The sequence below is a fragment of the Paracoccus sp. N5 genome (assembly GCF_000371965.1).
GTDB lineage: Bacteria > Pseudomonadota > Alphaproteobacteria > Rhodobacterales > Rhodobacteraceae > Paracoccus.
On record NZ_AQUO01000002.1, the window covers coordinates 1,034,404 to 1,057,862 of the forward strand.

A 23,459-nucleotide genomic window follows, 5' to 3' on the forward strand; every position below is an offset into this window, starting at 1 on the left:
GCCAGAACAGGAAGGAGGTCGCAAATGACCGGTCAGAAGACGCGCCAGCAGCAGCGGCAGATCATCGAGAAGCGCGTGGACACCAGCAATGCCGACAAGGATTTCGATCCACGCCCCTATCTCGAGGCGGCCGAGGATCCTAACAGGCAGATCGTCGAGGGCGAAAGGCGCCCCCATGGCCCGGATGACGACGACGGTGATCCTATACCGCGCGGCGAAAATCAGGAAAGCCAGCATCACAAGCGCAGCGGCAAGCCGGAGAGCGACGACTGAACGCTGGTGGCGCTGCTCGAGGCGGTGTCGCTGCCGGACGATTCGACCGGCGCCGTCTCATGGGCCGAACGCATGGTGTGCTTGCCATGCCAAGCCGGATCGATGTGACGCATCAGGCGCGCCCCGACAGCTGATCGGGCGACGCCGATGCGAGGGGCGCCCGGTCCGGAGGTTTCTTGCAGCGGGTCGGACCTCGGATGCCATCGGGTGCGCGGGCGCTCTTGCAGATCCCGCAGAGATCGCGCTGCTGATGGACCAGGGACAGGATGCCGACCGGCTTCGCAGCGGACAAATGCGGATTTCACGCCGCACCCCGTCGCGGAAAGGGTCGGTCCCCAGCGCCACGGGCTCGAAATAATCGTCAGATTGCAGGACTGGCGTCGGAGCGAGCCCGCCTTGGTCGCTGCGACACCTCCATTGCTTGCAAGGCCCGACTGCTAGGCACCGTGGTCGTGCCTTATCCCACCATCTGCCAAGCGCGGCGCAGATCGGCCATGAACGCCATCCGCTCCTTCTCGCGCGTCTCCGCATCGCGAATGCGCAGCAGCCAGGACGGATGGACCGTGGCGACCAGGGGGGTGCCGTCCTCGATGTGGCCTGTCTTGCCGCGCAGCGACGAGATGGTGGTGGGACGGCCCAGCAACCCGCGCAGGGCGGTCGCGCCCATCGCCACCAGCACGGCCGGCGCGACCAGCTTGAGCTCTTGCCCCAGCCACCATTTGCAGCGGTCGATCTCGCCGGCATTCGGGCTGCGATGCAGGCGGCGCTTGCCGCGCGGTTCGAACTTGAAATGCTTGACGGCATTGGTGACGAAGATCTGTTCGCGGGGAATGCCGGCCTGGGCCAGCGCCGCGTCGAACAGGCGGCCCGCCGGGCCGACGAAGGGACGGCCGGCCAAATCCTCCTTGTCGCCGGGCTGTTCGCCCACCACCATCATGCGCGCCTGCCGGTGGCCCTCGCCGGGCACGACCTGCGTGGCATTGCGATAAAGCGGGCAGCGCGTGCAATCGGCCTCGGCCTCGGCAAGCGCGGAAAGACTCGCGGCCTCGACTTCCGCATCCGTCATTGCGGTCTCCTTCCGGTCCGGCAGGTCAACCCGGCGCGCGGCGGGATGTTCCCGCCTTCCGATCCGCTTCGGGAAGGAGGCTGTTCCGACAACGGTATCTCGCTGCGCAGAGGGGCGGCTCTGCCGGCCGCCCCTGCGCGCGGACTGTCAGATCACTGCGGCGCCTCGACCAGGATCTTCACATGCGATTTCTCGGCCACCAGCGCCTCGAAACCCTCGGCCACGATGTCGTCCAGCGCGATGCGCTTGGTCACCAGCTTCTCGGCGTTGAAATAGCCTTGCGCCATCAATGCCATCACCGCCGGATAGACGTTGCGATAGGCGATGGTGCCCTGCAACTGCCGTTCCTTCAGCACGACGGTATTGGGATGAAAAGACGCCTCGCCCTCCCAGATCGAGACGATCAGCACCTGCCCCTCGTGCCGGGTGGCGTCGATGCATTGCGGCAGCACGCGCGGCACGCCCGTCACTTCGAAGGCGACATGCACGCCGCCACTCGCCGCGCGGATCGCGGCGACGGCATCGCCGTCCGTGGGATCGATGGCCGTGGTCGCGCCCAGGTCCAGCGCCTTCTGCCGCCGCACCTCCGAGGGCTCGACGACATGGATCTGGGCCGCGCCGGCGACGCGCAGCGCCTCGACGACCAGCAAGCCGATGGGACCGGCGCCGAAGACCGCCGCCGTGTCGCCGGCCCTGATCTTCGACAGGCGGACGGCGTGCAGCGCCACCGCCGCCGGCTCGACCAGGGCGCCCTGCTCCATCGACAGCCCCTCGGGGATCTTGTGCACCATGCGGGCGGGCACCACCGAATAGCCGGCGAAGCCGCCATGGCCCCCCGACAAGCCGACGAAGCCCAGCTGGTCGCAGAGGTTGTATTTGCCTTCGTGGCAGGCCGGGCAGCTGCCGCAGGCAAAGATCGGCTCGATCGCCACGCGGTCGCCGATGGCAAGGCCGGTGACGCCCTGGCCCACATCGGTGATGGTGCCGCAATATTCGTGGCCCATGGTGATCGGCGCCTTGTCGTGGCTCAGCGGATGGTCCTGCCCCACCGGCACGAAGATCGGTCCGGCCAGGTATTCGTGCAGGTCGCTGCCGCAGATCCCGGTCCAGGCGACCTTGACCTTGACCTCGCCCGGCCCCGCCTGGGGCTCGGGGACGTCCTCGACGCGAATGTCACGGGCGCTGTGCCAACGTGCTGCTTTCATCTGCTTTTCTCCGGTTCTGGGTGGATGGCCCGGCCGCGATCCGGCCGGGCGCGCGAGCGTCAGGACAGGTGATGCACCTCTTGCAGGCCATAGACGGGGGTGTCCAAACCCTCCATCCGCGCCTTCAGCTGCAGCGCCAGATACAGCGAATAATGCCGCGACTGGTGCAGGTTGCCGCCGTGGAACCACAGGTTCGGCGCTTGCGTCGGCTTCCACATATTGCGCTGCTCGCCCTCCCAAGGCCCCGGATCCTTGGTGGTGGCCGAGCCCAGGCCCCAGACCTTGCCCACCTTGTCGGCGACCTCCTGGCTGATCAGGTCCGCCGCCCAGCCGTTCATCGAGCCAAAGCCGGTGGCCAGCACCACCAGGTCGGCCGGCAGCCGGGTGCCGTCGGCCAGCACCACGGCGTCCGCCTCGAAGTGATCGACCTGGCCCGAGACCAGCTTGATCTCGCCGTCGATGATCAGCTGGCTCGCGCCCACGTCGATGTAATAGCCCGAGCCGCGGCGCAGGTATTTCATGAACAGGCCCGAGCCGTCGTCGCCCCAGTCGAGCTGGAAGCCGGCCTTCTCCAGCCCGGCATAGAACTCGGCGTCACGCTCGCGCATCTTGTCGTAAAGCGGGATCTGGAACTCGTGCATGATCTTGTAGGGCAGCGAGGCGAAGATCATGTCGGCCTTTTCGGTCGTCACCCCGTTCGCCACCGCCTCTTCGGAATAAAGCGCGCCCAGCCCGATCTCCATCAGGCTGTCCGAGCGCACGATATGGGTCGAGGAGCGCTGCACCATGGTCACGTCCGCGTCCGCCTCCCACAGCGCCGCGCAGATGTCATGGGCCGAGTTGTTCGAGCCGATGACCACCACCTTCCTGCCCGTCCATTCGTCCGGCCCCTTGTGCTGCGAGGAATGCTGGATCGTGCCCTTGAAGCTCTCCATGCCGGGGAATTTCGGCATGTTCGGCTTGCCCGACATGCCGGTCGCCAGCACCAGCTGCGTCGGGTGCAGCACGACCTTTTCGCCGTCGCGGTCCACCTCGACGGTCCAGGTGCCCGAGGCCTCGTCGAAGGAGGCGCGCTCGACGGTCGAGCGGGTCCAGTAGTTCAGCTCCATGACCTTGGTATACATTTCCAGCCAGTCGCCCACCTTGTCCTTGGGCGTGAACACCGGCCAGTTGTCGGGGAACTTGATATAGGGCAGGTGGTCATACCAGATCGGGTCGTGCAGGCACAAAGACTTGTAGCGGCTGCGCCACTGGTCGCCGGGGCGGTCGTGCTTGTCCAGGACGATGGTCGGCACGCCCAGCTGCCGCAGCCGCGCCCCCAGCGCAATGCCGCCCTGGCCGCCGCCGACGATCACCGTATAGGGCTGGGTGTCGTAGCCCAGCGAGGCCGCCTCGGTCTCGCGGCGTTCCTTCCAGGTGGTGCGGTTCTTCTTCGCGCCATGTTCGGCGCCCATCGGGCGGCGCTTGCCGCGGCTTTCCTCGAAGCCCTTCAGCTCTTGCAGGGCGGTGAGCAGGGTCCAGATCCGGTCCTCCTTCAGCCGGATCAGGCCCCAGCCGCGCCCGGCGGCGGTCTCGAAGGTGATCCAGGCGGTGATGACGCCGCCCTCCTCGGCGGGGATCTCTCCGGGCTGGATCTGGAAATTGCCGGGCCGGGTCCGGGCCAGCTGTCGGTCCAGCATGTCGGCGACGCCGGCCGGCCCCTCGACGGTCTTCAGGTTCCAGCTGACGGCGACCAGGTCGCGCCAATAGCTGTCGGTGGCAAAAAGCCCGGCGGCGGCGGCCACGTCGTCCTGTTCCAGCGCGGTATTGAGCTGGTCCAGCACCGCCTGCGTGCGGCTCGTGACGGTAGAATCGAGCATCGCGTCTCCTCCTCTGCGCGTTGTTCGAGGAGAAGTATCGCGGGCGCCTGCCCGTCCGATCTATCGCGGCATGCATGCGGCGGCCGGAAAAACCAGTGCTGCGGCGCAGCGTGTTGCGGGCGCAACGGCGCGCAACGGCTCAGGCCGGGGGCTGCAACCCCGCATGGCGCAGCCGGCGCAGCACGGTCGAGCGGTTCACGCCCAGCCGGCGCGCGGCGCGGGCCATGTTCCAGCCGCAGGCCTCCATGACCTGCTCCAGCGTCTCGCCGGGCGCGTCCGCGGCGGCGGCGCGGTCGACCGGCGCGGGCAGGTCCGGCAGGTCGATGACGCGCCCCTCGCAGAGTGCGATGGCGACGTCGAGCACCTGTTCCAGCTCGCGCAGATTGCCGGGCCAGCGCCGCCCGAGCAGCGCCGCGCGGGCCGAGGGCGACAGGCGCATGTCCTCGGATGTGCGCCGGCGCAGGATGCGGTCCAGGAGCCAGCCGATGTCCTGGCGCTGGCGCAGCGGCGGCAGCTCCAGCACCGCGCCGGCCAGGCGGTGGAACAGCGGGCGCGGCAGGCCCAGCGCGCCGGGCGCCGCGCAGCTGGTCGAAATGGCACGCAACCCGCTGCGCCCGTCCAAGAGCGCGGTCAGCACCGGCACCGTCGCGGGCGGCAGATCCTCGATCCGGCGCAAGAGCAGGGTCGCGCCGGCGGGCAGTTCGGCGCAGGCTTCGCGCAGCGCCTCGGCCGTCAGCCCGGCGCAGTCCAGCGCCAGGAAGCCGCCGGCCGCGCTGGCCATGTGGATGGCATGGGCCAGCTTGGTCTTGCCGGTCCCCGTCTCGCCCGCGATCAGCAGCGGCACCGCGGTCGGGGCCAGCCGCGCGGCCTGGGTCAACAGCTGCGTCATCGCCGGATCGCCGCCCGACAGCCCGGCCAGCGGCCCGCCGCGCCGGTCGCCGCGCAGCACGGTGCGCGGCGCCTGCGGCGCGATGGCATGGCCGAACAGCGCGCCGCCGTCGCGCATCTCGACGATGCGCTCCTCGGTGGGGCGGTCGCGCATCAGGTCGGGCAGGTCGTCGATGGTCAGGCCCAGCACCTCGTCGATGCGCCGGCCGATGACCGCGCCGTCCGGGAACAGCCGCCGCGCGCCCTGCGTATAGCCCAGCACCCGGCCGGAATCGTCCAGCCGCACCGCCGCCTCGGGGTCCACGTCCAGGAATTCGGGGCTGTCGGACAGCCGCAGCACCCAGTCGCGGCGGCTTTCGGCCATCAGGTTCGCCATCTCGACCCGCCTTGCGGCATTGGTCACCAGGCTCATGGCGAGATTCTGGCTGCGCTTCGGCGTGGGCGAGCGCAGAAGCGAGATGTCGAGCACCGCCGCCAGTTCCCCCAGGCTGTCGAAGATCGGCGCCGCCGTGCAGCTGAGCGTGACATGGGCATTGCCGAAATGGTCGTCCTGGTGGACGGTCACCGGCTCGCGGGTCACGATGCAGGCGCCGACGCCGCAGGTGCCGGCCAGGTCCTCGGACCAGTTCGAGCCGAGATAGAGCCCGGCCCCGCGCAGGTCGTCCACGAACAGGTCGTCGCCGAAGAAATCGACGCAGACGCCCTTGGCATCGGTCAGCAGCAGCACGTAGTTCTGCCCGGCGACCTGCCGGAACAGGCTTTGCAGGCTGGAACGCGCCGCGCCGATCATCCATTCCGCCTGCTGGCGGTGGTCGCGCAGCTCGCTTTGCGTGACGATATGGGCCGGGTCGCGGCGCATCGGGTCCATGCCATAGACCTCGACGCAGCGCCGCCACGAGGCCGAGACGAAACCGTCCCGCCCGGTCTGGGTGCCGCCCAGCACCCGCTCGATCTCCTCGACATGCTGCCGATCGCTCACGCGGTCCTCCTCCTGCGCGGTGCAGGTTAGCACAGGGCCCGGCCGGCGCAGAACAGACTTTCGTCGCGGGCGCGGGAGGCTGGCGGCGGCGCGTCGTCCCTTGCAGGTCTGATGCCGGTGACAAGGCCGACGCCCGGCACCTCGCAACCGTGCTCGGGCTTCAGCTCCAGCCCGGGGAACTGGCGCACGTCGGCGGTGACATAGAACATGCCGCCCCAGCCGACATCGACCCGGACCAGATGCGGCACCTCGATCTCGGCATCCAGATGCGCGGCACAGGCGCTTTGCACGTTGTTCGCGGCAAGCGAGACGGTGCCGCAATCGGCAGCCTTGGCGCTGCCCCGCCGCGCCAAGGGCTGCGGCGACGAGCATTGCGACGAGCAGCGTGTTCACGGGTTCTTCGGCAGGATGGGCAGGCAGGTTCAAAGCTCGTCCATCGGTTTTCGTGGACGATATTTCAGCACCGAATCGTCCGATTCGGCTTTCGGGACCGCAGTCGCTCCTGCTTACCGCGCCATCACCCTGGCGATGTAGTCCGCCGTCATCAGGTCCAGATGCGCGCCGCCGCCGTTCTTGTAGACCGTGATCTCATCCGGCGATTGCCGGCGCCGGGCGCCCGGCCGCACCAGGTCGTAGAGATCGCCCAGCACGCTTTCCGCCGTGATCGCGCCCGAGGCGATGGGCATCATCAGCTCGCCGATATGGCCCAGCGTGGTCGCACGGCTGTCCACGAACAGCGCCGCCCGCGCCATCAGTGCGTCGTCCGCCTCGCGCATGTCGGCCTTGAAGGCGCCGATCAGGTCGACATGCGTGCCGGGCCGCACCCAGTCGCCCAGGATCAACGGCTGACGCGCCATGGTGGCCGCGGTCACGATGTCGGCCTGTCCGACCGCCGCCTGCAGGTCGGGCACCGCCGCCAGCTCGGCCGGGATGCCGTCCAGCGCGGCGACCAGCGCCTGCGCCTGCTCGGGGCGCCGCGACCAGACCGAGACCCGCTCGATCCCCGGCAGCACCGCCGTATAGGCCTTGACCAGGCTGGCCGCGACCGTGCCCGCGCCCACCACCAGCAGATGCCGACTGTCGGGCCGGGCAAGCAGGCTGGCGCCCAGGACGGAATCCGCGGCGGTCTTGATTTCGGTCACCAGCGGGCTGTCGACGATGGCTTTCAGCGTGCCGGTCGCGCCGTCGAAGACCAGCATCGCGCCCTGCACCGTCGGCAGGCCGCGCGCCGCGTTGCCGTCCATGACGGTGAAGGTCTTGGCGCCATAGCCCAGCCCCGGGATGAAGGCCGAGCGGCTCATCATCGTGCCGGTCGGCGGGCCCAGGAACACGTCGCGGATCTCGGCCCGGGGCAGCGCATGGCCCTGGCGCAGCGCCTCGACCGCATCGGTCCAGGCCAGCCGGCCGATCGCATCCTGATAGGACAGAAACCGCGGCGCGGGATTGGTGGCGGTCATGGGCGAGGCCTCTGCTTCTATGACTGGGTCCGGAGCGCGCCGGGTTCTGTCGCAATGGTCGATCCGCCCGCGGCCCGTCAAGAGGCGGCCGGCAGGGCGCTTCCAGCACCAGGGCGAGTCGAGTACGAGGTGGCGCGGCTGTTCGACGTCGGCAAGATCCCGGTGCGCGGGGCGCTGAAGCGGCTGGAAACCGAGGGGCTGATGGAATTCCACCGCAACCGGGTCGCCATCGTGACGACGGTCTCGGAGCCCGAGATCGCCCGATCCTCGAGGTCCGGGCCATCCTGGGATCGAACGCGATCCGGCTGTCGGTGCCGCATATGACCGAGGCCACCTTGGCCGAGGGCTAGGCGCGGTGCGACGCCTTCGCGCGGGAAAGCGGAGGCCGCGCTGCGGTCGGCATTGGCGGTTCCACAGCCGGCTCTACCTGGACGCGCAGCGCCCCTTCCTGGTCGCCACCATCCGCGCGGTGAACGACCGGCTCGAACACCATCTGCATGCGCAGCTGACCCTTTCGCACGGGCTGGGCGCTGCCGACCGCCTGCGCGAGGGCGACGCCGAGAAGGCGGCGCGGCGGCCATATCATGGGCGCCTGCTCCTCGCTGCTGCATCACCTGCCGGGGGCGAAGGCAGGCGGCTGAGGTCCGGGCAACCCGGCGGCTGGCATCTTCATGCTGCCGCATGTGAGGAGTTGGAATCGGCGGGACGGAACATTCGCGGACTTGTTCGCCTGCGAGGAAAGGCCATATGCGTGCCCGGCGCCCTGATGTCAGACCTCGTCCAAGTGCGGGCGTGGCCGATCGGGCGATACGATGCTTTGGAAGAGATCGGCAGGCGCGCCTTCCACAGCTTGGCTGCGCCGCTCCATGGCCTCGCGCCCGCAGGATTGGCGAGTGTCGGACAGTCAGGCGTTTCCGGCGTGGGCTCCCGCGCCGCCAGCTTCGCCGCCAGCCGGGCGGCGACCAGCGCGGCATGGGCCGTGACCTCGGGGATGCCCATCAGCTCGCCGACATGGCCGCGCGCCAGCGGACCCGCGACCAGCAGGCCGGCCGAGGCGGCGCCGTTGCCGCCGACCGCCAGGCAGCCTTGCATCACGTCCAGGCCCAGGTGAAGGGCATCCGGGCGGACAGGAAGGGCGAGCCGGCCACGACGCCGCCATACGCGGGCCCGGTGGTCAGGATCACGCGTCGAAGACCTCGCGTCGCGGCTGGCCGCCGCGGCCACGCCAGATGACCGCGATCCCCTCGTCCAACTGCCGCGCGATTTGCGGCCGGCCGTCACCGTCAGGCGATGCCCGGCGATCAGCCAGTCCAGGACCGCCTCGACCTGCGGGGCGATGCGGAAGCGGTGGATGTCCCACCACGCCCGCAGCCGATGCACCAGCCTGGCGCGCTGATCGGGCGCCAGCGCCGCCCAGATCGCGGATCCGTCGCGGCGCAGGTTGCCCAGCTTCGCCTGCCAGGGCAGGCCCGACTGCCGGTCCAGCCACGCCGCCGCGCGGATGCGGCGCAGAAGTGCCAGCGCGCTGCGGGCCGGGTTGCCGGCGAAATCGGCCGCGGATTCAGCATAGCGAAGGCATGCCCGCGCGAGCGCAGCCCGCGCCGCGACAGGGCGGTGATCCGCCTGGCAAACCTTGCGGTCGAGGCTGGCGATCACCTCGGCCGAGGTCAGCCCGGTGCCCACACCAGCAGGTTGCGCGCCTGGCGCGCGACCTCGGCCAAGCGGTCGGCCGCACTGCTGTCGGCGATCAGCCGGGGCGAATCCGCCAGTCCGGCAAAAGCCGCGGGAATGCCGGGTGGCGGATGGCTGGTCGCGATGACGACCGCATCGGCGGCCAGTTCCGAGCCGTCGTCGCAGGCGATCAGGAACCGTCCCGCCGCCGGCCGCGCCGCCAGCGCCGTCGCGCGCAGATCCCGCACCCGTCCCGAGGCCAGACGCGGCGCCAGGTTGTCGGTGGCATATTCCGCGACCAGCCCGCGCTGGACGAAGGCCTCGCTGCTGGCAAGGCAGGTGCCGGGGGACAGCGGGATGCGGCGGCGATCGAACCAGTTCTGCAATCCGCTCCTGTCGGCACAATCCATGGTCATGCGCGCCGCGGGCACATTGATGCGATGGCCGGGATCCGCCGTGGCATACACCGCCTGCGCCCGCTGCCAGGCGGCGGCGTGATGCGGCCCCTGCGCCAGCCAGTCGCGACAAGAGCGCGCGCGGCCGCTCGCCCAGGCGCTAAGGCTGGCGCCGCGCCGCGATCAGCCGCAGGAAAGTGTCCTGCGCCAGGTCGGCCGCCAGGTCGCCGCCGTCGCCAGTTGTCCGCGCAGCCAGCCCTGAAACCAGCCGTGATGATCGGCGTAAAGCGCATGGAATTCGCATTTCGGATGCCCGCCGACCGCCACCCTGCCCCCCGTATCCCCCTCGACCCCGGCGCGGCCATCGCGCCGGACATGCCCGCGCCGGGATCGCGAGCGACGGCGCGCGGGTGCTGTCGATTCCATGCCACGATCGCGCAAAAGGCGAAAAGCCGGCGCCGGGGCGCGCAAACCTGCCCTTTTCAATATCTTGACGGGATTCCGATTCATCACGGAAACTTTATCCATTCCCGAGTGCAAGAGGTTTCCCATGACACGCCTGTCGAAACGGCTTGCCACGCCGCTGCTTTGCCTGTCGCTGTGCCTGCCGGCCCAAGCCGACGATGCGGCCAGGATCGTCGGCGGCATCCTGGGCGCCATCGTGCAGGAACAGTCGCGCCAGCAGCAACAGCGCGACCTGCAGCGCCAGCAGCAATACCAGCAGCAGCAGTATCAGCAACAGCCGCAGCGCCGCCAGCAGAACGCCCAGCGCCAGGCCCCCGCCGCGCCGCAGCCGAAGCAGCCGCGGCTGTCGCTGGCCGAACGCAAGGCCGTGCAGCGCGCCCTGCGCGAGGCCGGCTTCTATGGCGGGGCCATCGACGGCGCGCTTGGTCCGGGCAGCCGCAAGGCCATCGCGGCCTGGCAGGAATCGGTCGGGGCGACGCCCTCGGGCTATCTCGCGCCGCGCCAAGCCAGCACGCTGGTCGCCCAGGCCCCCGCGCCCGACCCGGAACCGGAATTCGCGCAAGACCATGCCGGGCCGGCACAGGCCGCCGATCAGCCCCTCGATTCGGGCGCGGCCTTCCCCGAGGCGGCCGAGACCGCGCTGTTTCCCGAAACCCCCGCCGAGGACCCGGCGCCCACCACGGCCGCGGCGGATTTCGACCCGGCCGGCGCCGAGGTGATCCGCGACGGCGACCACTTGCATGCCGCCTATCTGTTCTGGGCCCTCAGCCGCGCCCCCGAACAGATCTGGGCGCCCACCATCGCCCGCAACTACGGCAAGCTGCCGATGGCCGACGGCAACCCGCCGCCTTATGGCCTGCAGCAGGCGCAGCTGCGTCCGCTGGTCGAGGCCGCCGTGGCGCATTACGGCCAGCATCCGCCCCGGCTGGCGGTGCTGGACCTGCCCTTGCAGAAAGGCACCAACGACAAGGACGAGAACGGGCTCGACCAGCGCGCCACGCATTGGTTCCCCGAGATGCGCGGCAACCTGGCCGACATCAGCGGCGTGCCGGCCATCACCGCCCTGCAGCTGCGCGGCGCGAGCGGCGGGCTGGAACTGCACCTGGCGCCCGAGAAACCCTTTTTCCTGGCCGTGCCCGCCGATTACCGCACCGCCTGGGCGCAGCCCGTCAACGGCAGCGGCCGCCCCGTGCTGCGGGTCGAGATGGCGCTCTCCGGGCTGGAACCTTCGACCGACCTGACCGCCTGGCCGATGGGCAAGGCCCGCATCGCCATCCAGCGCGCGACGCTGCTGGTCGCCTCGGCCGAGGATCGCGCGACCGGCACCCGCGCCGAGCAGGTGCTGCATGTCTGGACCGGCGCCGCGCCCGAGGCGCAAAAGGTCGACCGCCCGGCCGATGCCGCCGCCATCGCCGCGATCTATGGCATCCCTGAACAGGCCGGCCGCATCCTGACCACGCCCGAGCGCGACAGCCAGACCCGCCGCGTCCAGCGCAAGGACCAGCCCCGCGCCCTGCTGCAGGAGGACGGCTACGGATCGGGCGGGAACGGGTTGCAACTGCTCGAACTGGCGATGCGGCTCGGGGCGCTGATCGACGCCGGCCCGGACCGGGTGCTGGACCCGCGGCTGGCGCAGCAGGCCGCGAATGCGCTTCTGTCCAGGCGCGAGCGGGTCGAGCTTTTGCCGACCGCGCTGGCGATGGACGGCGCCAGCGGCTATGCCAACGGCCTCAGCGAGCTTTCGGTGCGCAAGGCGATGAACCAGGCCGAACCGCAGCTGCGCCGGCTGATCTCGGGCCGGGCGCCGCAATTCCCGGTGCCGCTGCGGGCGGTCATGCCGGTGCAGCTGGGCGAATACGATTTCGACGCCGGCGGCTTTCCCCTGACCATCCAGCGCGAATATGCGGCCTGGCTGCCGGACCTGGTCTCGGGCCAGCCGCCGGCGGTGCCGCAGTTCTTCCGCATCGACGTGGACAATGCCGAAAAGCTGCTGGCGCATCTGAACAAGGCCGGCAGCATGGGCCAGCGCACCGTCTATCTGGTCGCCGATTACGCCGTGGCCGCGATGCGGGTGCGCCCGGCCGGCAGCGATCCGATCGGCGCGGCCGAGCTCGAGACCGTGGTGCCGCAGGTCCATGTCGAGGCCCTGGCGCTGTTTGCCGATCCCGGCGCCCGCACCCGCATCCGCGACCTCGCGGTGCCGGCGGCGCTGGCCGCGCAGGCGCCGGACCAGGCGCAGGCGCAGGCGGCCGCCGTGCCGGACGAGATCTTCGCCACCTCGGGCAAGTCGCTGATGGCGGCGGTCGCGCTGCGCCATCCCGGCGCGCTCGAGGCGGGGATGCTGGACCCCTACGAGATCGCCAACCTGCCCGCCGACCGGCGCGGCAACCGGGCCGCGGACTATCGCGCCGAACTGCCCGGGCTGGCGCAGGACAGCTATTGGATCGCCGCGCTGATGCAGATCGACGCCTACGACCCCGAACTGGGCGGCTTTCCGACCCGGCAGGTCAATTTCCAGGCGGTGCCCTATGAAAAGGATCTGTCCGGGGTGACGCCGCCGAACCTCGCCGCCGCCAGCCGGACGGATTACGAGCTGCTGCGCGTGCCGGCGGACCAGGCCGTGGCCGTGGCGGCCATGGCGGACGCCAATGGCGGGCTGCATATGTTCCTGAAGGTGCCCGTGGTCGATGCCACCGCGCGCGAAGAGCACCATCCGGCCCTGAGCATCGGCGCCCCGACCGAGGCGATCTTCGGCCGCGGCAATCAACATTTCTGGCCCGACGCGCCCGAATTGCGGCTGGCGCTGGCCGCGCCCGACCGGCTGGCCTGGGTGCTGGCCGATCCCGCCAGGCCCTCGGCCGTGCCCAAGGCGCTGATGCTCGACCCCGAGGGGCTGGACCTGCTGGCGCTGGCCGTGCAGCCCGATCTCTACGACGACGCCGGCTATCGCCGCATGCTGCTGCAACGCATGGCCAAGGAACGCGCGGCCGCGGGCGGCACGATGGCGCTGGACTGGGACCGTTTCTTCCGCGACCCGGCCAGGAAGATGGAACCGTCCGAGATCGACGCCATGCTGCCGGCCTTCCGCGACTGGACGCGGGCCCGGGTGGCGCTGCTGCCGCAGCAGGTGCTGCTGCCGGTGGCGCCGGGCGGCACCCATCCGCTGACCGGCTGCCTGGGCGCCAGCGAGCTGGGCCGCGTCGGTCAGGAGAACGAGGACAAGCTGTTCAGCGCCAATGCCCAGGGGTTGCTGGGCCAGCCGCTGCCCCGGGTGGAAAAGCTGCTGGCGATGAACGGCAACCGGGCGCGTCCCGGACCGGCGCGGCTCTGGACGCTGGGCATGGTGGGCCAGGGGCCGGCGTCGAACTGCCAGTATCTGCGCAGCGGCAATGACGACACCGCCAGCGGCAGCTATGCCGATCTGCTGTTGCAGGTCGATGCCCAGCCCGACCTGGGCCGGCTGGCCGACACATCGCTGGCCGCGGCCAGCTACGAGCTGGCCCTGACCGAGCGCCGCCTGGTCCCCGCCGACCAGCTCGGCGCGGCGCCCGAGGGGCTGCGCGGCATTCTGGTGCTGAAGGCCGCCGTGCAGGGGGTGCAGCTTTTCGGCAGCAAGCCCGGCAGCAGCGCCGTCGTCCAGGTTGGCCATCTGCAGCCCGGCGACTGGCAGGCGGTGACCGGCACGCCGCCCAGGGCGCAGGACGTGCTGGGCATGACGCTGGGCATGGCGCTGGCCGATTTCGACAAGGCGGCGCGGGCGCATCTGCCGCAGGCCGATGTCTTTGCCACCGTCAAGCCCGGCAAGGGCCCGTTCGGCACCGCCGCGGGCTATCTCGACCCCGCGACGGGCGAGGCGCTGGCGGCGGTCTATGCCCCGCAATCGCCCGACAGGACCGTGGTCGCGATCATGCGCCAGCTCGAACTCCCCGAAGCCGAGATCTCGCTGGACGGGCTCAAGGCCAGCCTGGTCGAGAAATACGGCCCGGCGATCAGCGAATACCGCGACACCGAATGGGCCTGGGGCACCCTGCCGCGCGACGAAGACGCCTATGGCTTCTGCGGCGGCCAGTCCACGCTCAACCCGCAAAGCGCCGAGGGCCAGCCGGAGCTCGGCAGCGACGATCCGGCCGCGCAGCAGCGCGCCCAGGCCAGCCGGCGCGGCGACGCCAGCTTCTGGCAGATCCTCGGCTGGCCGATGGTGGTGCTGGGCGGCACCGGCGCCGAGCCGGAGCTGGCGCGCTGCGGCCCCGTCGTCACCGTCCGGGTCGAGCGTTACGCCAAGCCCGGCACGGTGATCCTGCGGCTGTGGCTTCTGGACCGCAAGCTGGCCGAGGAGCTGGCCGCCGAAGCCGCGCCGGCCGAGCCGCCGAGGCCCAAGGTCAAGTTCTGACCCGCCCGCCGCCGTCTCAGCGCGGCGGCGGGCTGTCCTTCAGGGTTTCCTTCTGGGTGATCAGCCGGGCCGAGTTCTGCCCGGACAGGAACACCCACAGCCAGCTCAGCGCCACGAACAGCCGCGAGCGGGTGCCGATCAGGAAATAGATATGGGCGATGCCCCAGACCCACCAGGCGAACCAGCCGGTCATCTTGACGCGGCCGAATTCGATCACCGCCGCATTGCGCCCGATGGTGGCCAGGTTGCCCATGTCGCGATAGCGGAAATCGCCCGGGGCCGCCGCGCCGCGCAGCCGCGCCCGGATCGCCCTGGCGGCGAACCTGCCCTGCTGCTTGGCGGCCGGCGCCACGCCCGGCACCATGCGCCCGCCCGATTGCACATGCGCCGTGTCGCCCAGCACGAAGACCGCCGGATCGCCGGGCAGCGTCAGCTGCGGCGTGACCACGACCCGCCCGGCGCGGTCGCCCTCGGCCCCCAGCCATTCGGCGGCGCGCGAGGCCTGCACCCCCGCCGCCCAGATCACCGTGCGCGCCGGGATCTGCCGGCCCGCCAGCACGATGCCCGCGTCCGAGCAATCGGTGACCGGGGCGCCGGCCAGCACCTCGACCCCGCGCCGTTCCAGCGCCTTGCGGGCGTAATCCGACAGCGTCTCGCTGAAGGCGGGCAGGATGCGCGGCCCGGCCTCGACCAGCAGCACCCGCGCCTTGCGGGTGTCGATGCGGCGGAACTCCGGCGGCAGGATGCGATGCGCCAGCTCGGCGATGATGCCGACCAGCTCGACCCCGGTCGGGCCGGCGCCGATCACGGCGAATGTCAGCAGCGCCTGGCGCTCGGCCTCGTCTCCGCAGGTCTCGGCCCGCTCGAAGGCCAGAAGCAGCCGGCGCCGGATCGTGGTCGCATCCTCCAGCGTCTTCAGCCCCGGCGCATCGGCCTCCCAGGCGTCCTTGCCGAAATAGGCGTGGCGGGCGCCGGTGGCGATGACCAGCGTGTCATAGGGCAGCCGCGCGCCGCCGCGCAGGATCACCGCGCGCGCGGCGCGGTCCACGCCCTCGACCGTGGCCAGAAGCGTGGTGACGTCCTTGCGCGCGCGCATCAGCGCCCGGATCGGCCAGGCGATGTCCGAGGTCGCCAGCAGCGTCGTCGCCACCTGGTAGAGCAGCGGCTGGAACAGGTGGTGATTGCGCTGATCGACCAGCGTGATCTGGCACCCGGCGCCCCGCAGCCCCAAAACCACCTGCAAACCGGCGAATCCCGCGCCGATGACCACGACCCGATGTGTCATGCCCGTTCCCCCGCTGTCCTGTCGCGGCGGTCAGGCTGGCGCATCCGGCGGCGGGGGTCAACGCCGCCCGCACGGGCATCAGACGAAACGCCCCTCCGGGATGACCGAGGGCGCGAAGGTCTCGGCCGAGGCGCGGCCCCAGCGCTTGTGCCAGTCGCGCAGCTCCTCGGTCTCGCGGTCCGCGACCAGGAAGCCCTGCGGCAGATAGGGGAATGCCTCGTTCCCGTCCGAGAAGGTGCCGTCCTTGTGGCGAAACATGAAGTGATAGGGCAGGAAGTCGCTGGGCGAGCTCAGCCCCGCCGCGCCCGCGATCTCGGCCAGCGCATGCAGGGTGTTCTTGTGGAACCGCGCCACGCGCAGCGCCTTGGTCCCGACCTCCAGCCCGCGCTGGCGCAGCTTGTCCTGGGTGGCGATGCCGACCGGGCAGGCGTTGGTATGGCAGGATTGCGACTGGATGCAGCCGATGGCGAACATGAAACCGCGGGCCGAGTTGCACCAATCCGCCCCGAGCGCCAGCGCCCGGGCAATGTCGAAGGCGCTGACGATCTTGCCCGCCGCGCCGATGCGGATGCGCTGGCGCAGCCCGGCGCCGCGCAGGGTGTTGTGGACAAAGGCCAGCCCCTCCAGCATCGGCATGCCGACGCGGTTGGTGAACTCCAGGGGCGCCGAGCCGGTGCCGCCCTCTTTCCCGTCGACGACGATGAAGTCGGGCGTGATGCCGGTCTTCAGCATCGCCTTGACGATGCACATGAATTCGCGCCGGTGCCCGATGCACAGCTTGAAACCCACCGGCTTGCCGTCCGACAGCGCGCGCAATTGCGCCACGAATTCCATCAGCCCGACCGGCGTGGAAAAGCTGCTGTGCGCGGGCGGCGAGATGCAATCCACGCCCATCGGCACGCCGCGCGCCTCGGCGATCTCCGGGCTGATCTTGCGCGCGGGCAACATGCCGCCGTGGCCGGGCTTGGCGCCCTGGCTCAGCTTGATCTCGATCATGCGGATCTGCGGGTCCAGCGCCTGGCTGCGGAATTTCTCGGACGAGAACCGGCCTTGTTCGTCCCGGCAACCGAAATAGCCCGAGGCCACCTGATAGATCAGGTCGCCGCCATGCTGGCGGTGATGGCGGCTGATGCCGCCCTCGCCCGTGTCATGGGCAAAGCCGCCTAGCTTCGCGCCCTGGTTCAGCGCCATGATCGCATTGGCCGACAGCGCGCCGAAGCTCATGGCCGAGATGTTGTAGAGGCTGGCGGAATAGGGCTGGCGACAGTCCGGCCCGCCGACCAGGACGCGAAAATCGCTGTCGGTGATGACCTTGGGCGCCACGGAATGCGTGACCCAGGCATAGCCGGCCTCATAGACCTGTTCCGAGGTGCCGAAGGGCTTCTTGTCCTCGACCCCCTTGGCGCGCTGATAGACCAGGCTGCGCGCCTCGCGCGAGAAGGGCAGCTCGTCGCTGTCGCTCTCGATCAGGTATTGCCGGATTTCGGGACGAATGTCCTCGAGCAGGAAGCGCATGTGGCCGATGATCGGATAGTTGCGCAGCACGGCATGGCGCTTCTGGATCAGGTCGCGGATCCCCAGCAGCGCCAGCAGCCCCAGCAGGACCGCCGGCAGCAGCGGCCAGCGCCAGCCCGCCGCGAGCAGCGCCAGCATGGCGACCGCGCCAAAGCCGCACAGCGCCAGCACCGAATATCGTTTGAACGCGGGAAGAAGTGTCATGCCTTGGCAACCCTGGGTCCGGTTCTTGCCCCGTGCGACCGCTTGACCCCGGGGACATCACCCGCCAGTTTACGCCTGCTCTCGACCGGTTTGGCAAGGCAGCGGATGCAGCGTAATTTCAGCGAATTGATGCGAAAGCGGCGCTCGGTCCGGGCCTATCTGGACCGCCCGGTGCCGCGCGCCACGGTCGAGGAGATCTGCCGCCTGGCCCGCAGCGCCCCCAGCGGCGCCAACCTGCAGCCGGGGCATTTCCACGTCCTGACGGGCAGCGCCCTGGCGGATCTGGTCACGGGCTGCAGGCCGAGATCGACGCCGGCGCCCCGCAGGCACGCGAATATTCCTATTTCCCCGAGCCGATGCCGCCCGGGCTGAAGGCCCGGCAGCGCGCGGCGGGCTATGCGCTGTATCAGGCCCTGGGAATCGAGCGGCGCGATCTCGACGGCCGCCGCCGGCAGTTCCGGCGCAACTACGATTTCTTCGGCGCGCCGGTGGGCGTGGTCGTCACCATCGACCGCGCCATGGGCAAGGGCTGTTTCATGGACCTGGGGATGAGCCTGATGGGCTTCCTGCTCGCGGCCGAGGCGCATGGCCTGGGCGCGACCGGCATCGGCGCGCTGGCGAATTACGGCCCCCAGGCGCATCGCCTGCTGGCCTTGCCCCGGGATCAGATGGTGGTCTGCGGCCTGGCGCTCGGCTGGCCCGACCTGGATGCGCCCGAGAACCGCTTCCGCACCGAACGCGCCGACCTGGCCGAGTTCACCAGCTTTCGCGGCTTCTAAACCTCGCGTCGCAGCAGGATCGCCGTGCCGAGCCCGCCGGCGGCGGCGATGGCCGCAAGCCCGGTCTGGCCCTGTTCCATATCGTGGAATAGCCGCACCAGGTTGATCGCGCCCGAGGCGCCGATGGGATGCCCGCGCGCCAAGGCGCCGCCGCCGGGATTGATGCGATCCATGGGCAGGCCGGTTTCGCGGACGCAGGCGATGGCCTGAACGGCAAAAGCCTCCATCAGTTCCACGATGTGGAGTTCACTCGCCGTCAGCCCCGCCGAGGCCAGAGCCGCGCGGATCGCCGGCACCGGCGCAAGGCCGGGCAGTTCGGGATCGGCGCCGAGAGTCGCGCCCGCCAGGATGCGCAGCCGGGGCGTGGACAGCTGCCGCGCGATCGCATCCGAGACCAGCAGGCAGAACCCTGCCCCATCCGCCGCGACGGCGGTATTGGCGGCGGTGACGCTGCCCGACAGCGCCTTGGCCCGGGCGCAAAGCGCCGGCGTCAGGCGCCGGGCATAGGGGTCATTGCCGATGCCGGCGATGGCGGTGATTTCCGGCGCCATGCGGGGCGCTGCGGCCAGCGCACGGGCGTGGCTGGCGATGGTCCAGGCGTCCTGCTCCTCGCGGGTAATGTGCATCAGCCGCGCCACGGCCTCGGCGGCCTCGGCCATGGCGGGGTCGCGCTGGGGCCAGGGGGTGAAGGGCGGCTGGTCATAGGGCTCGGCTGGGCCGCCCGCGGGGTCGGTGCGCAGGCGCAGGGGGCGGCGGGAATAGCTCTCGGCGCCGCCGGCGATCACCACCTGCGCCCGTCCGGCGCGGATCAGCGCCTCGGCCAGCAGCGCCGCATCCATGCCGCCGCAGCATTGCCGGTCGAGCGTCAGCCCCGCGACCGGCAGGCCGGCGGCCAGCGCCGTGACCCGTGCCGGATTGCCGCCGGCGCCCAGCGCATTGGCCAGGATCAGCTCGTCCACGTCGCCGGGCGCCAGCCCCGCGTCGCGCAGCAGGTCGGCAATGACCGGGGCGGCAAGCTGATGAATCTCGAGCCCCGCAAACGCCCCGCCGCGCGGCACCACGGCGCTGCGGCGGGCGGCGGCGACGACCGCCCCGGTCACGGCACGACCAGCCGGGCCAGCGCCGCCAGATCCGGCTTGTCCGAGCCGAGCAGCGGCAGGCGCGGCAGGAACACCACCCGGCGCGGCGCGGCATGATCGCCCAGCGCGTCGCGGCAGGCGCGGCGCAGGCGGGCGGCAAGCGCATCGTCGGGCGCGCCCTCGACCACCGCGACGACGCTCTGTCCGCGCAGCGCATCGGGCAGCGCCAGCGCGGCGCTGGGCGCGGCGGTCAGCCCGGCCAGCACCGCCTCGACATCCTCGAGAAACAGGTTCCGGTCGGCGACCGTCACCATCCGGGCTTCGCGGCCGCGCAGGAACAGGTTGCCCTGCGCGTCGAGCCGGCCGATGTCGCCGGGTTGCAGATAGCCATCGGGGCGCGGCAGCGGCGGCAGGTCCGGCTCGGCATAGCCGTCGAAGAGATAGGGGCTGGCGACCCCGATGCGGCCCGCTGCATCCAGCCGCAGATCGACCCCGGGATAGGCGCGGCCGACCGAGCCCGGCGGTGTGCCTTCATCGGCGATGGCGATGAAGCTGGTCTCCGAGGCGCCGTAGAATTCGCGGATCGCCGCATTCGGGCACAGCGCCGCGATGCCGGCGCGGCAGGCCGGATCCAGCTTGCCGCCGCCGCAGAAGACATGCGTCACGCCGGCCAGGCTGCCCGGCCCGGCCAGGAGCAGCCGGCGCAATTGCGCGGGCGTGGCATAGATCACCGTCGCCTGCGCCAGCGCGGCCCGCTGCCGGCGCGGGCTGTCGCCGGCCAGCACCATCAGGCTGGCGCCGAGCTGCAAGGCCTCGATGCTGGCGTAAAGCGCCAGCGAATGGCCCAGCTGGCCCAGCACGGCATAGCGGTCGGCGGCCGACAGGCCATAGTGATCGCGGTTGACCCGGAAGCTGGCCAGCCATGATGCGTGGCTGCGCCGGATCGTCTTGACCCGGCCGCCCGAGCCCGAGCTTTGGCAGCACAGCCAGGCGCCGGGCACATCGCCGTCCGGGCGGATGCCCTCGAGGCTGGCGTGGATCGGCAGGCCGCGCACCAGGCAATCGGTCAGCGCCGCGACCGGAGCCGCATTCTGCCCGGCGCCGCCGCAGTCCAGCACCGCGCCGGGCCGGGCCGGGGCGAATGCCCCCTGGCTCACAGCCGGGTCTGGGCCGAGCCGGCCGGGCGATGCCAGGCCAGCGTCTGCGGCCGGGCGCGGGCCAGCGCCTGCACCAGCATGCCGGTGATCGCGGCCTTCAAGAGGTCGCCCGGGATAAAGACCGCGACCAGGCGGAAAGCCTCGGCCAAGGGCTTGCCGGTGACGATGGCCAGGCCGCCGGCGCCCAGGACATACAGCACGACGATGCCGCCCAGCACCGCACCGATGCCGGCGGCAAGGCCGGCCGGGCGCAGCGCGACGCGCTCGACGAAAAGCCCGGTGACGAAGGCCGCGACCGGGAAGCCCAGCGCGAAGCCCGCCGTGGGCGAGGCGAAGACGCCGAGACCGCCGCGCCCGCCCGCCAGCAGCGGCAGGCCGAGCGCGACCAGCAGCAGGAACAGCCCCGCCGCCGCCGCGCCGCGCCGGGCGCCCAGCACGGCGCCGGCCAGCATCACCCCCAGGGTCTGGGCGGTGATCGGCACGCCGAAGCCCAGCGTGATCTGCGGCACCAGCCCCAGCGCCGCGATCATCGCGGCAAACAGCGCGACCTGCGCGATATTGCGTTCCATGGCTTAATCCTCCGTGTCCAGGGATATGGGGGCGCCACCCCGCGCCCGCAAAGCTTCGCCGACATGATCGGCGTCGTCCAGTGCCTGCAAGGTCAGCGGCAGGACCAGCTGCCAGCCGGGGCGGCGGCGCGAGCGGGCGCGCCAGGCCTCGGCCAGGGTCTCGGCCCGGGCGACCAGCACCGGGGTGAAGCGGATGACCAGCGGGATCGCCAGCTCCAGCGCGGCGGTGCGCAGGCCCAGCCGGCGCAGCGGCGCGGTCAGGCGGTGGATCAGCGCCACCATGTCCTCGAGCGGCGTGGTCATGGTCACCAGGTTCGCCAGCGCCACCAGCGCCACCATGCGCAAGGTGATCGCGACGCCCTGGCGCAGCTCGCCGGTCAGCGCGTGCCAGAGGAGCAGGATGGCGACGAAGGGCAGCACCACGCGCAGGCTGGCAAGCCCCGCGCGCAGAAAGACCGGCCCCGGCAGGGCATAGAGCGCCAGCACCAGCGCCAGCGCGGCGGCGTTCCAGCCGATGCCGGGCAGCAGGAAGAGCCCCGTCGAGCACAGGCACAGCGCCCCCAGCTTCAGCCCGGCGGGCCAGCGGTGGGCGCGGGTCCTAACCGGAGAGGTCAGCGAGATCATCGAGATCCCCCAGCCGGATCATCTCGGCGGTAAACCTGTCCAGCAGCTCGGGCCCGCCTTGGGCGACGATGCCGCCGCGGTCGAGCCAGAACAGCGCGTCGCAGGCTTCCAGATCGGCGGGCTCGTGCGAGATATGCAGCAGGCGGGTGTCGGCGCGGTGCAGGTGGCGGGCAAGCTGGCGCCGCGTCGGGATGTCGAGCCCGGCATAGGGCTCGTCCAGGATCAGCAGCTTCGGCCGCATCGCCAGCACCGCCATCATGCAGACCAGGTGCTTCTGGCCCTGCGACAGGGCCGAGATCGGCGCGTCGTGCCAATGCGGCTTGTCGAAGGCGGCCAGCACCGCCCGCACGCGCTGGGCCGCAGCCGATTTGTCGAGGCCCTGCTGGCGCAGGCCGAAGGCGACTTCCTCGGCGACGCGGGGAAAGATGATCTGGTGTTCCGGGTTCTGGAACAGGATGCCCACGGTCTCCAGCGCCGCGCGGCGGTCGCGATAAAGATCATGGCCGTTGATGCGGATTTGGCCGCTAGTCGGCGCCAGCAGCCCGGCCAGCAGCCGCGCCAGCGTGCTCTTGCCCGAGCCGTTGCGCCCGACCACGCCGATGCGCCGGGCCGAGGAATGCAGCGTCACGCCGGACAGCACCGGCCGGCCGCCGGCCTCATAACCCAGGCCGTCCAGCCGGATGGCGAAATCGGCCGGGGCGGCCTGCGGCGCGGGCGAAATCATCGGCAATCCCATCCTGCTTTCGCCGCGGCGCGGCGCGAGTCGCGCCTGTGTAACCGCAGATCGCCGCCGCGAGAACCCCGCGCCATTGCGCCGCGCCCGGCTTGCTGCCAGATTTCCCGCATGGAGATGCCGCTTTCCCATCCCCGGCGCGCCGGCTGGCGCGCGGCGCCGCTTTGGGCGCTGGCGCTGATCGCGCTGGCGGCGACCGTCTGGCTGGGCGCGCGGCTGGCCGAGCGGCAGGCCATGGCGCGCGGCTATGCCCGGGCCGAGACCACGCTGCGGCTGACCGTCAACGCGCTGGAGGCCGACCTGGCCCGCTATGAGATGGTGCCGCAGCTTCTGGGCGACCTGGACCTGATCCGGCAGCTGGTCGCCGATCCGACCAACGCCGCGCTGCTGGCGGCGACGAACCGCTGGCTCGAGCGGCAGAATGCGGCGCTGCAGGCCTCGGACATCTACCTGATGCTGCCGGACGGGCTGACCATCGCCGCCTCGAACCACGGCCAGCGGCTCAGCTTCGTCGGGCAGAACTTCAGCTATCGGCCCTATTTCATCGACGCGATGCGCGGGAAGCCGGCGCGGTTCTATGGCGTCGGCACCACCTCGGGGGTGCGGGGCTATTTCTTCTCGGCCCCGGTCAGGGACGCGGGCGGGCGCATCGTCGCGGTGACGGCGGTCAAGATCGGCGTGGACCGGATCGAGGCCGGCTGGCAGGGCGGCGCCAGCCGCGTGCTGGTGACCGACCCCGAGGGCACGGTGTTCCTGTCCTCGCAGCGGGCCTGGCTTTATCACGCCTTGCAGCCGCTGACGCCGGACCGGCTGGCGCGCACCGCCGCCTCGCGCCGCTATGCCGAGACGCCGCTGGCCGACCTGCC

22 protein-coding genes are annotated in these 23,459 nt (G+C 71.1%); 6 read left to right on the forward strand and 16 right to left on the reverse strand.

What is annotated here, in order from left to right:
* The first annotated feature begins 24 nt into the window (after nt 1–24).
* Nucleotides 25–273 (forward strand): hypothetical protein, encoded by a 249-nt coding sequence (locus tag PARN5_RS0119280; RefSeq protein WP_018001413.1) that lies wholly within the window; start codon nt 25–27, stop codon nt 271–273.
* Nucleotides 274–730: 457 nt separating this feature from the next.
* On the opposite strand, the gene PARN5_RS0119285 is transcribed toward PARN5_RS0119280, so the two are convergent.
* From PARN5_RS0119285 to PARN5_RS0119310, 6 genes are all read right to left on the reverse strand, one after another.
* Complete coding sequence (locus tag PARN5_RS0119285) at nt 731–1,402, reverse strand: UdgX family uracil-DNA binding protein (RefSeq protein WP_346420790.1); 672 nt, start codon at nt 1,400–1,402, stop codon at nt 731–733.
* 89 nt (nt 1,403–1,491) lie between these two features.
* Entirely contained in the window at nt 1,492–2,544 is a 1,053-nt protein-coding gene (locus PARN5_RS0119290) for a 2,3-butanediol dehydrogenase (RefSeq protein WP_018001415.1), read from the reverse strand.
* Between the two features lie 59 nt (nt 2,545–2,603).
* Nucleotides 2,604–4,403, reverse strand: a complete 1,800-nt coding sequence (locus tag PARN5_RS0119295) for an NAD(P)/FAD-dependent oxidoreductase (protein WP_018001416.1) — start codon at nt 4,401–4,403, stop codon at nt 2,604–2,606.
* Nucleotides 4,404–4,542: 139 nt separating this feature from the next.
* Nucleotides 4,543–6,270: a sigma-54-dependent Fis family transcriptional regulator gene (locus PARN5_RS0119300; RefSeq protein WP_026155578.1), complete on the reverse strand. Its 1,728-nt coding sequence runs from the start codon at nt 6,268–6,270 to the stop codon at nt 4,543–4,545.
* Between the two features lie 26 nt (nt 6,271–6,296).
* Complete coding sequence (locus PARN5_RS24635; RefSeq protein ID WP_026155579.1) at nt 6,297–6,623, reverse strand: proline racemase family protein; 327 nt, start codon at nt 6,621–6,623, stop codon at nt 6,297–6,299.
* A 153-nt stretch (nt 6,624–6,776) separates the two neighbouring features.
* Entirely contained in the window at nt 6,777–7,727 is a 951-nt protein-coding gene (locus PARN5_RS0119310; protein ID WP_018001418.1) for an ornithine cyclodeaminase, read from the reverse strand.
* A 54-nt stretch (nt 7,728–7,781) separates the two neighbouring features.
* On the opposite strand from PARN5_RS0119310, the gene PARN5_RS24640 reads away from it, so the two are divergent.
* Nucleotides 7,782–8,051: a GntR family transcriptional regulator gene (locus PARN5_RS24640; protein WP_026155580.1), complete on the forward strand. Its 270-nt coding sequence runs from the start codon at nt 7,782–7,784 to the stop codon at nt 8,049–8,051.
* 345 nt (nt 8,052–8,396) lie between these two features.
* On the opposite strand, the gene PARN5_RS23010 is transcribed toward PARN5_RS24640, so the two are convergent.
* The 3 genes from PARN5_RS23010 to PARN5_RS25030 all read right to left on the reverse strand — a co-directional run bounded on the left by PARN5_RS23010 (nt 8,397) and on the right by PARN5_RS25030 (nt 10,345).
* A complete protein-coding gene (locus PARN5_RS23010; protein WP_051071047.1) occupies nt 8,397–9,410 on the reverse strand; it encodes a hypothetical protein in 1,014 nt (337 codons plus the stop codon).
* A complete protein-coding gene (locus PARN5_RS23015) occupies nt 9,395–9,865 on the reverse strand; it encodes an FAD/NAD(P)-binding protein (RefSeq protein WP_018001420.1) in 471 nt (156 codons plus the stop codon). Before PARN5_RS23015 ends, PARN5_RS23010 begins: the two co-directional genes overlap by 16 nt.
* 111 nt (nt 9,866–9,976) lie before the next feature.
* Entirely contained in the window at nt 9,977–10,345 is a 369-nt protein-coding gene (locus tag PARN5_RS25030) for a hypothetical protein (RefSeq protein WP_232419471.1), read from the reverse strand.
* Between PARN5_RS25030 and PARN5_RS0119335 the strand changes: the two genes are divergently transcribed.
* Nucleotides 10,344–14,648 (forward strand): peptidoglycan-binding protein, encoded by a 4,305-nt coding sequence (locus PARN5_RS0119335; RefSeq protein ID WP_026155581.1) that lies wholly within the window; start codon nt 10,344–10,346, stop codon nt 14,646–14,648. The two genes, PARN5_RS25030 and PARN5_RS0119335, sit on opposite strands and share 2 nt — an antisense overlap.
* A 16-nt stretch (nt 14,649–14,664) precedes the next feature.
* On the opposite strand, the gene PARN5_RS0119340 is transcribed toward PARN5_RS0119335, so the two are convergent.
* Nucleotides 14,665–15,933: an NAD(P)/FAD-dependent oxidoreductase gene (locus PARN5_RS0119340; RefSeq protein ID WP_018001421.1), complete on the reverse strand. Its 1,269-nt coding sequence runs from the start codon at nt 15,931–15,933 to the stop codon at nt 14,665–14,667.
* Nucleotides 15,934–16,011: 78 nt separating this feature from the next.
* A complete protein-coding gene (locus PARN5_RS0119345; protein WP_018001422.1) occupies nt 16,012–17,652 on the reverse strand; it encodes an FMN-binding glutamate synthase family protein in 1,641 nt (546 codons plus the stop codon).
* 129 nt (nt 17,653–17,781) lie between these two features.
* On the opposite strand from PARN5_RS0119345, the gene PARN5_RS25220 reads away from it, so the two are divergent.
* Nucleotides 17,782–18,024, forward strand: a complete 243-nt coding sequence (locus tag PARN5_RS25220; RefSeq protein WP_346420791.1) for a nitroreductase family protein — start codon at nt 17,782–17,784, stop codon at nt 18,022–18,024.
* Nucleotides 18,009–18,431: a nitroreductase family protein gene (locus PARN5_RS25225; RefSeq protein ID WP_346420787.1), complete on the forward strand. Its 423-nt coding sequence runs from the start codon at nt 18,009–18,011 to the stop codon at nt 18,429–18,431. Before PARN5_RS25220 ends, PARN5_RS25225 begins: the two co-directional genes overlap by 16 nt.
* On the opposite strand, the gene PARN5_RS0119355 is transcribed toward PARN5_RS25225, so the two are convergent.
* From PARN5_RS0119355 to PARN5_RS0119375, 5 genes are read right to left on the reverse strand one after another with little or no spacing between them, the layout of a single operon-like run.
* Nucleotides 18,428–19,531 (reverse strand): thiolase family protein, encoded by a 1,104-nt coding sequence (locus PARN5_RS0119355; protein WP_018001423.1) that lies wholly within the window; start codon nt 19,529–19,531, stop codon nt 18,428–18,430. The genes PARN5_RS25225 and PARN5_RS0119355 overlap by 4 nt on opposite strands.
* Nucleotides 19,528–20,667, reverse strand: coding sequence for an AMP-binding protein (locus tag PARN5_RS0119360; RefSeq protein ID WP_018001424.1), 1,140 nt, complete (start codon nt 20,665–20,667; stop codon nt 19,528–19,530). Before PARN5_RS0119360 ends, PARN5_RS0119355 begins: the two co-directional genes overlap by 4 nt.
* Nucleotides 20,664–21,236, reverse strand: a complete 573-nt coding sequence (locus PARN5_RS0119365) for a BioY family transporter (protein WP_018001425.1) — start codon at nt 21,234–21,236, stop codon at nt 20,664–20,666. Before PARN5_RS0119365 ends, PARN5_RS0119360 begins: the two co-directional genes overlap by 4 nt.
* Nucleotides 21,237–21,239: 3 nt before the next feature.
* On the reverse strand, nt 21,240–21,860 hold the full coding sequence (locus PARN5_RS0119370; RefSeq protein WP_018001426.1) for an energy-coupling factor transporter transmembrane protein EcfT: 621 nt from the start codon (nt 21,858–21,860) through the stop codon (nt 21,240–21,242).
* Nucleotides 21,835–22,584 carry an ABC transporter ATP-binding protein gene (locus PARN5_RS0119375; RefSeq protein ID WP_018001427.1) on the reverse strand — a complete coding sequence of 250 codons (750 nt, stop codon included), beginning with the start codon at nt 22,582–22,584 and terminating at the stop codon, nt 21,835–21,837. The genes PARN5_RS0119370 and PARN5_RS0119375 overlap by 26 nt, the downstream gene beginning before the upstream one ends.
* A 120-nt stretch (nt 22,585–22,704) precedes the next feature.
* On the opposite strand from PARN5_RS0119375, the gene PARN5_RS0119380 reads away from it, so the two are divergent.
* Nucleotides 22,705–23,459: cache domain-containing protein (locus tag PARN5_RS0119380; protein ID WP_018001428.1), on the forward strand; the 755-nt coding region annotated here is incomplete at its 3' end.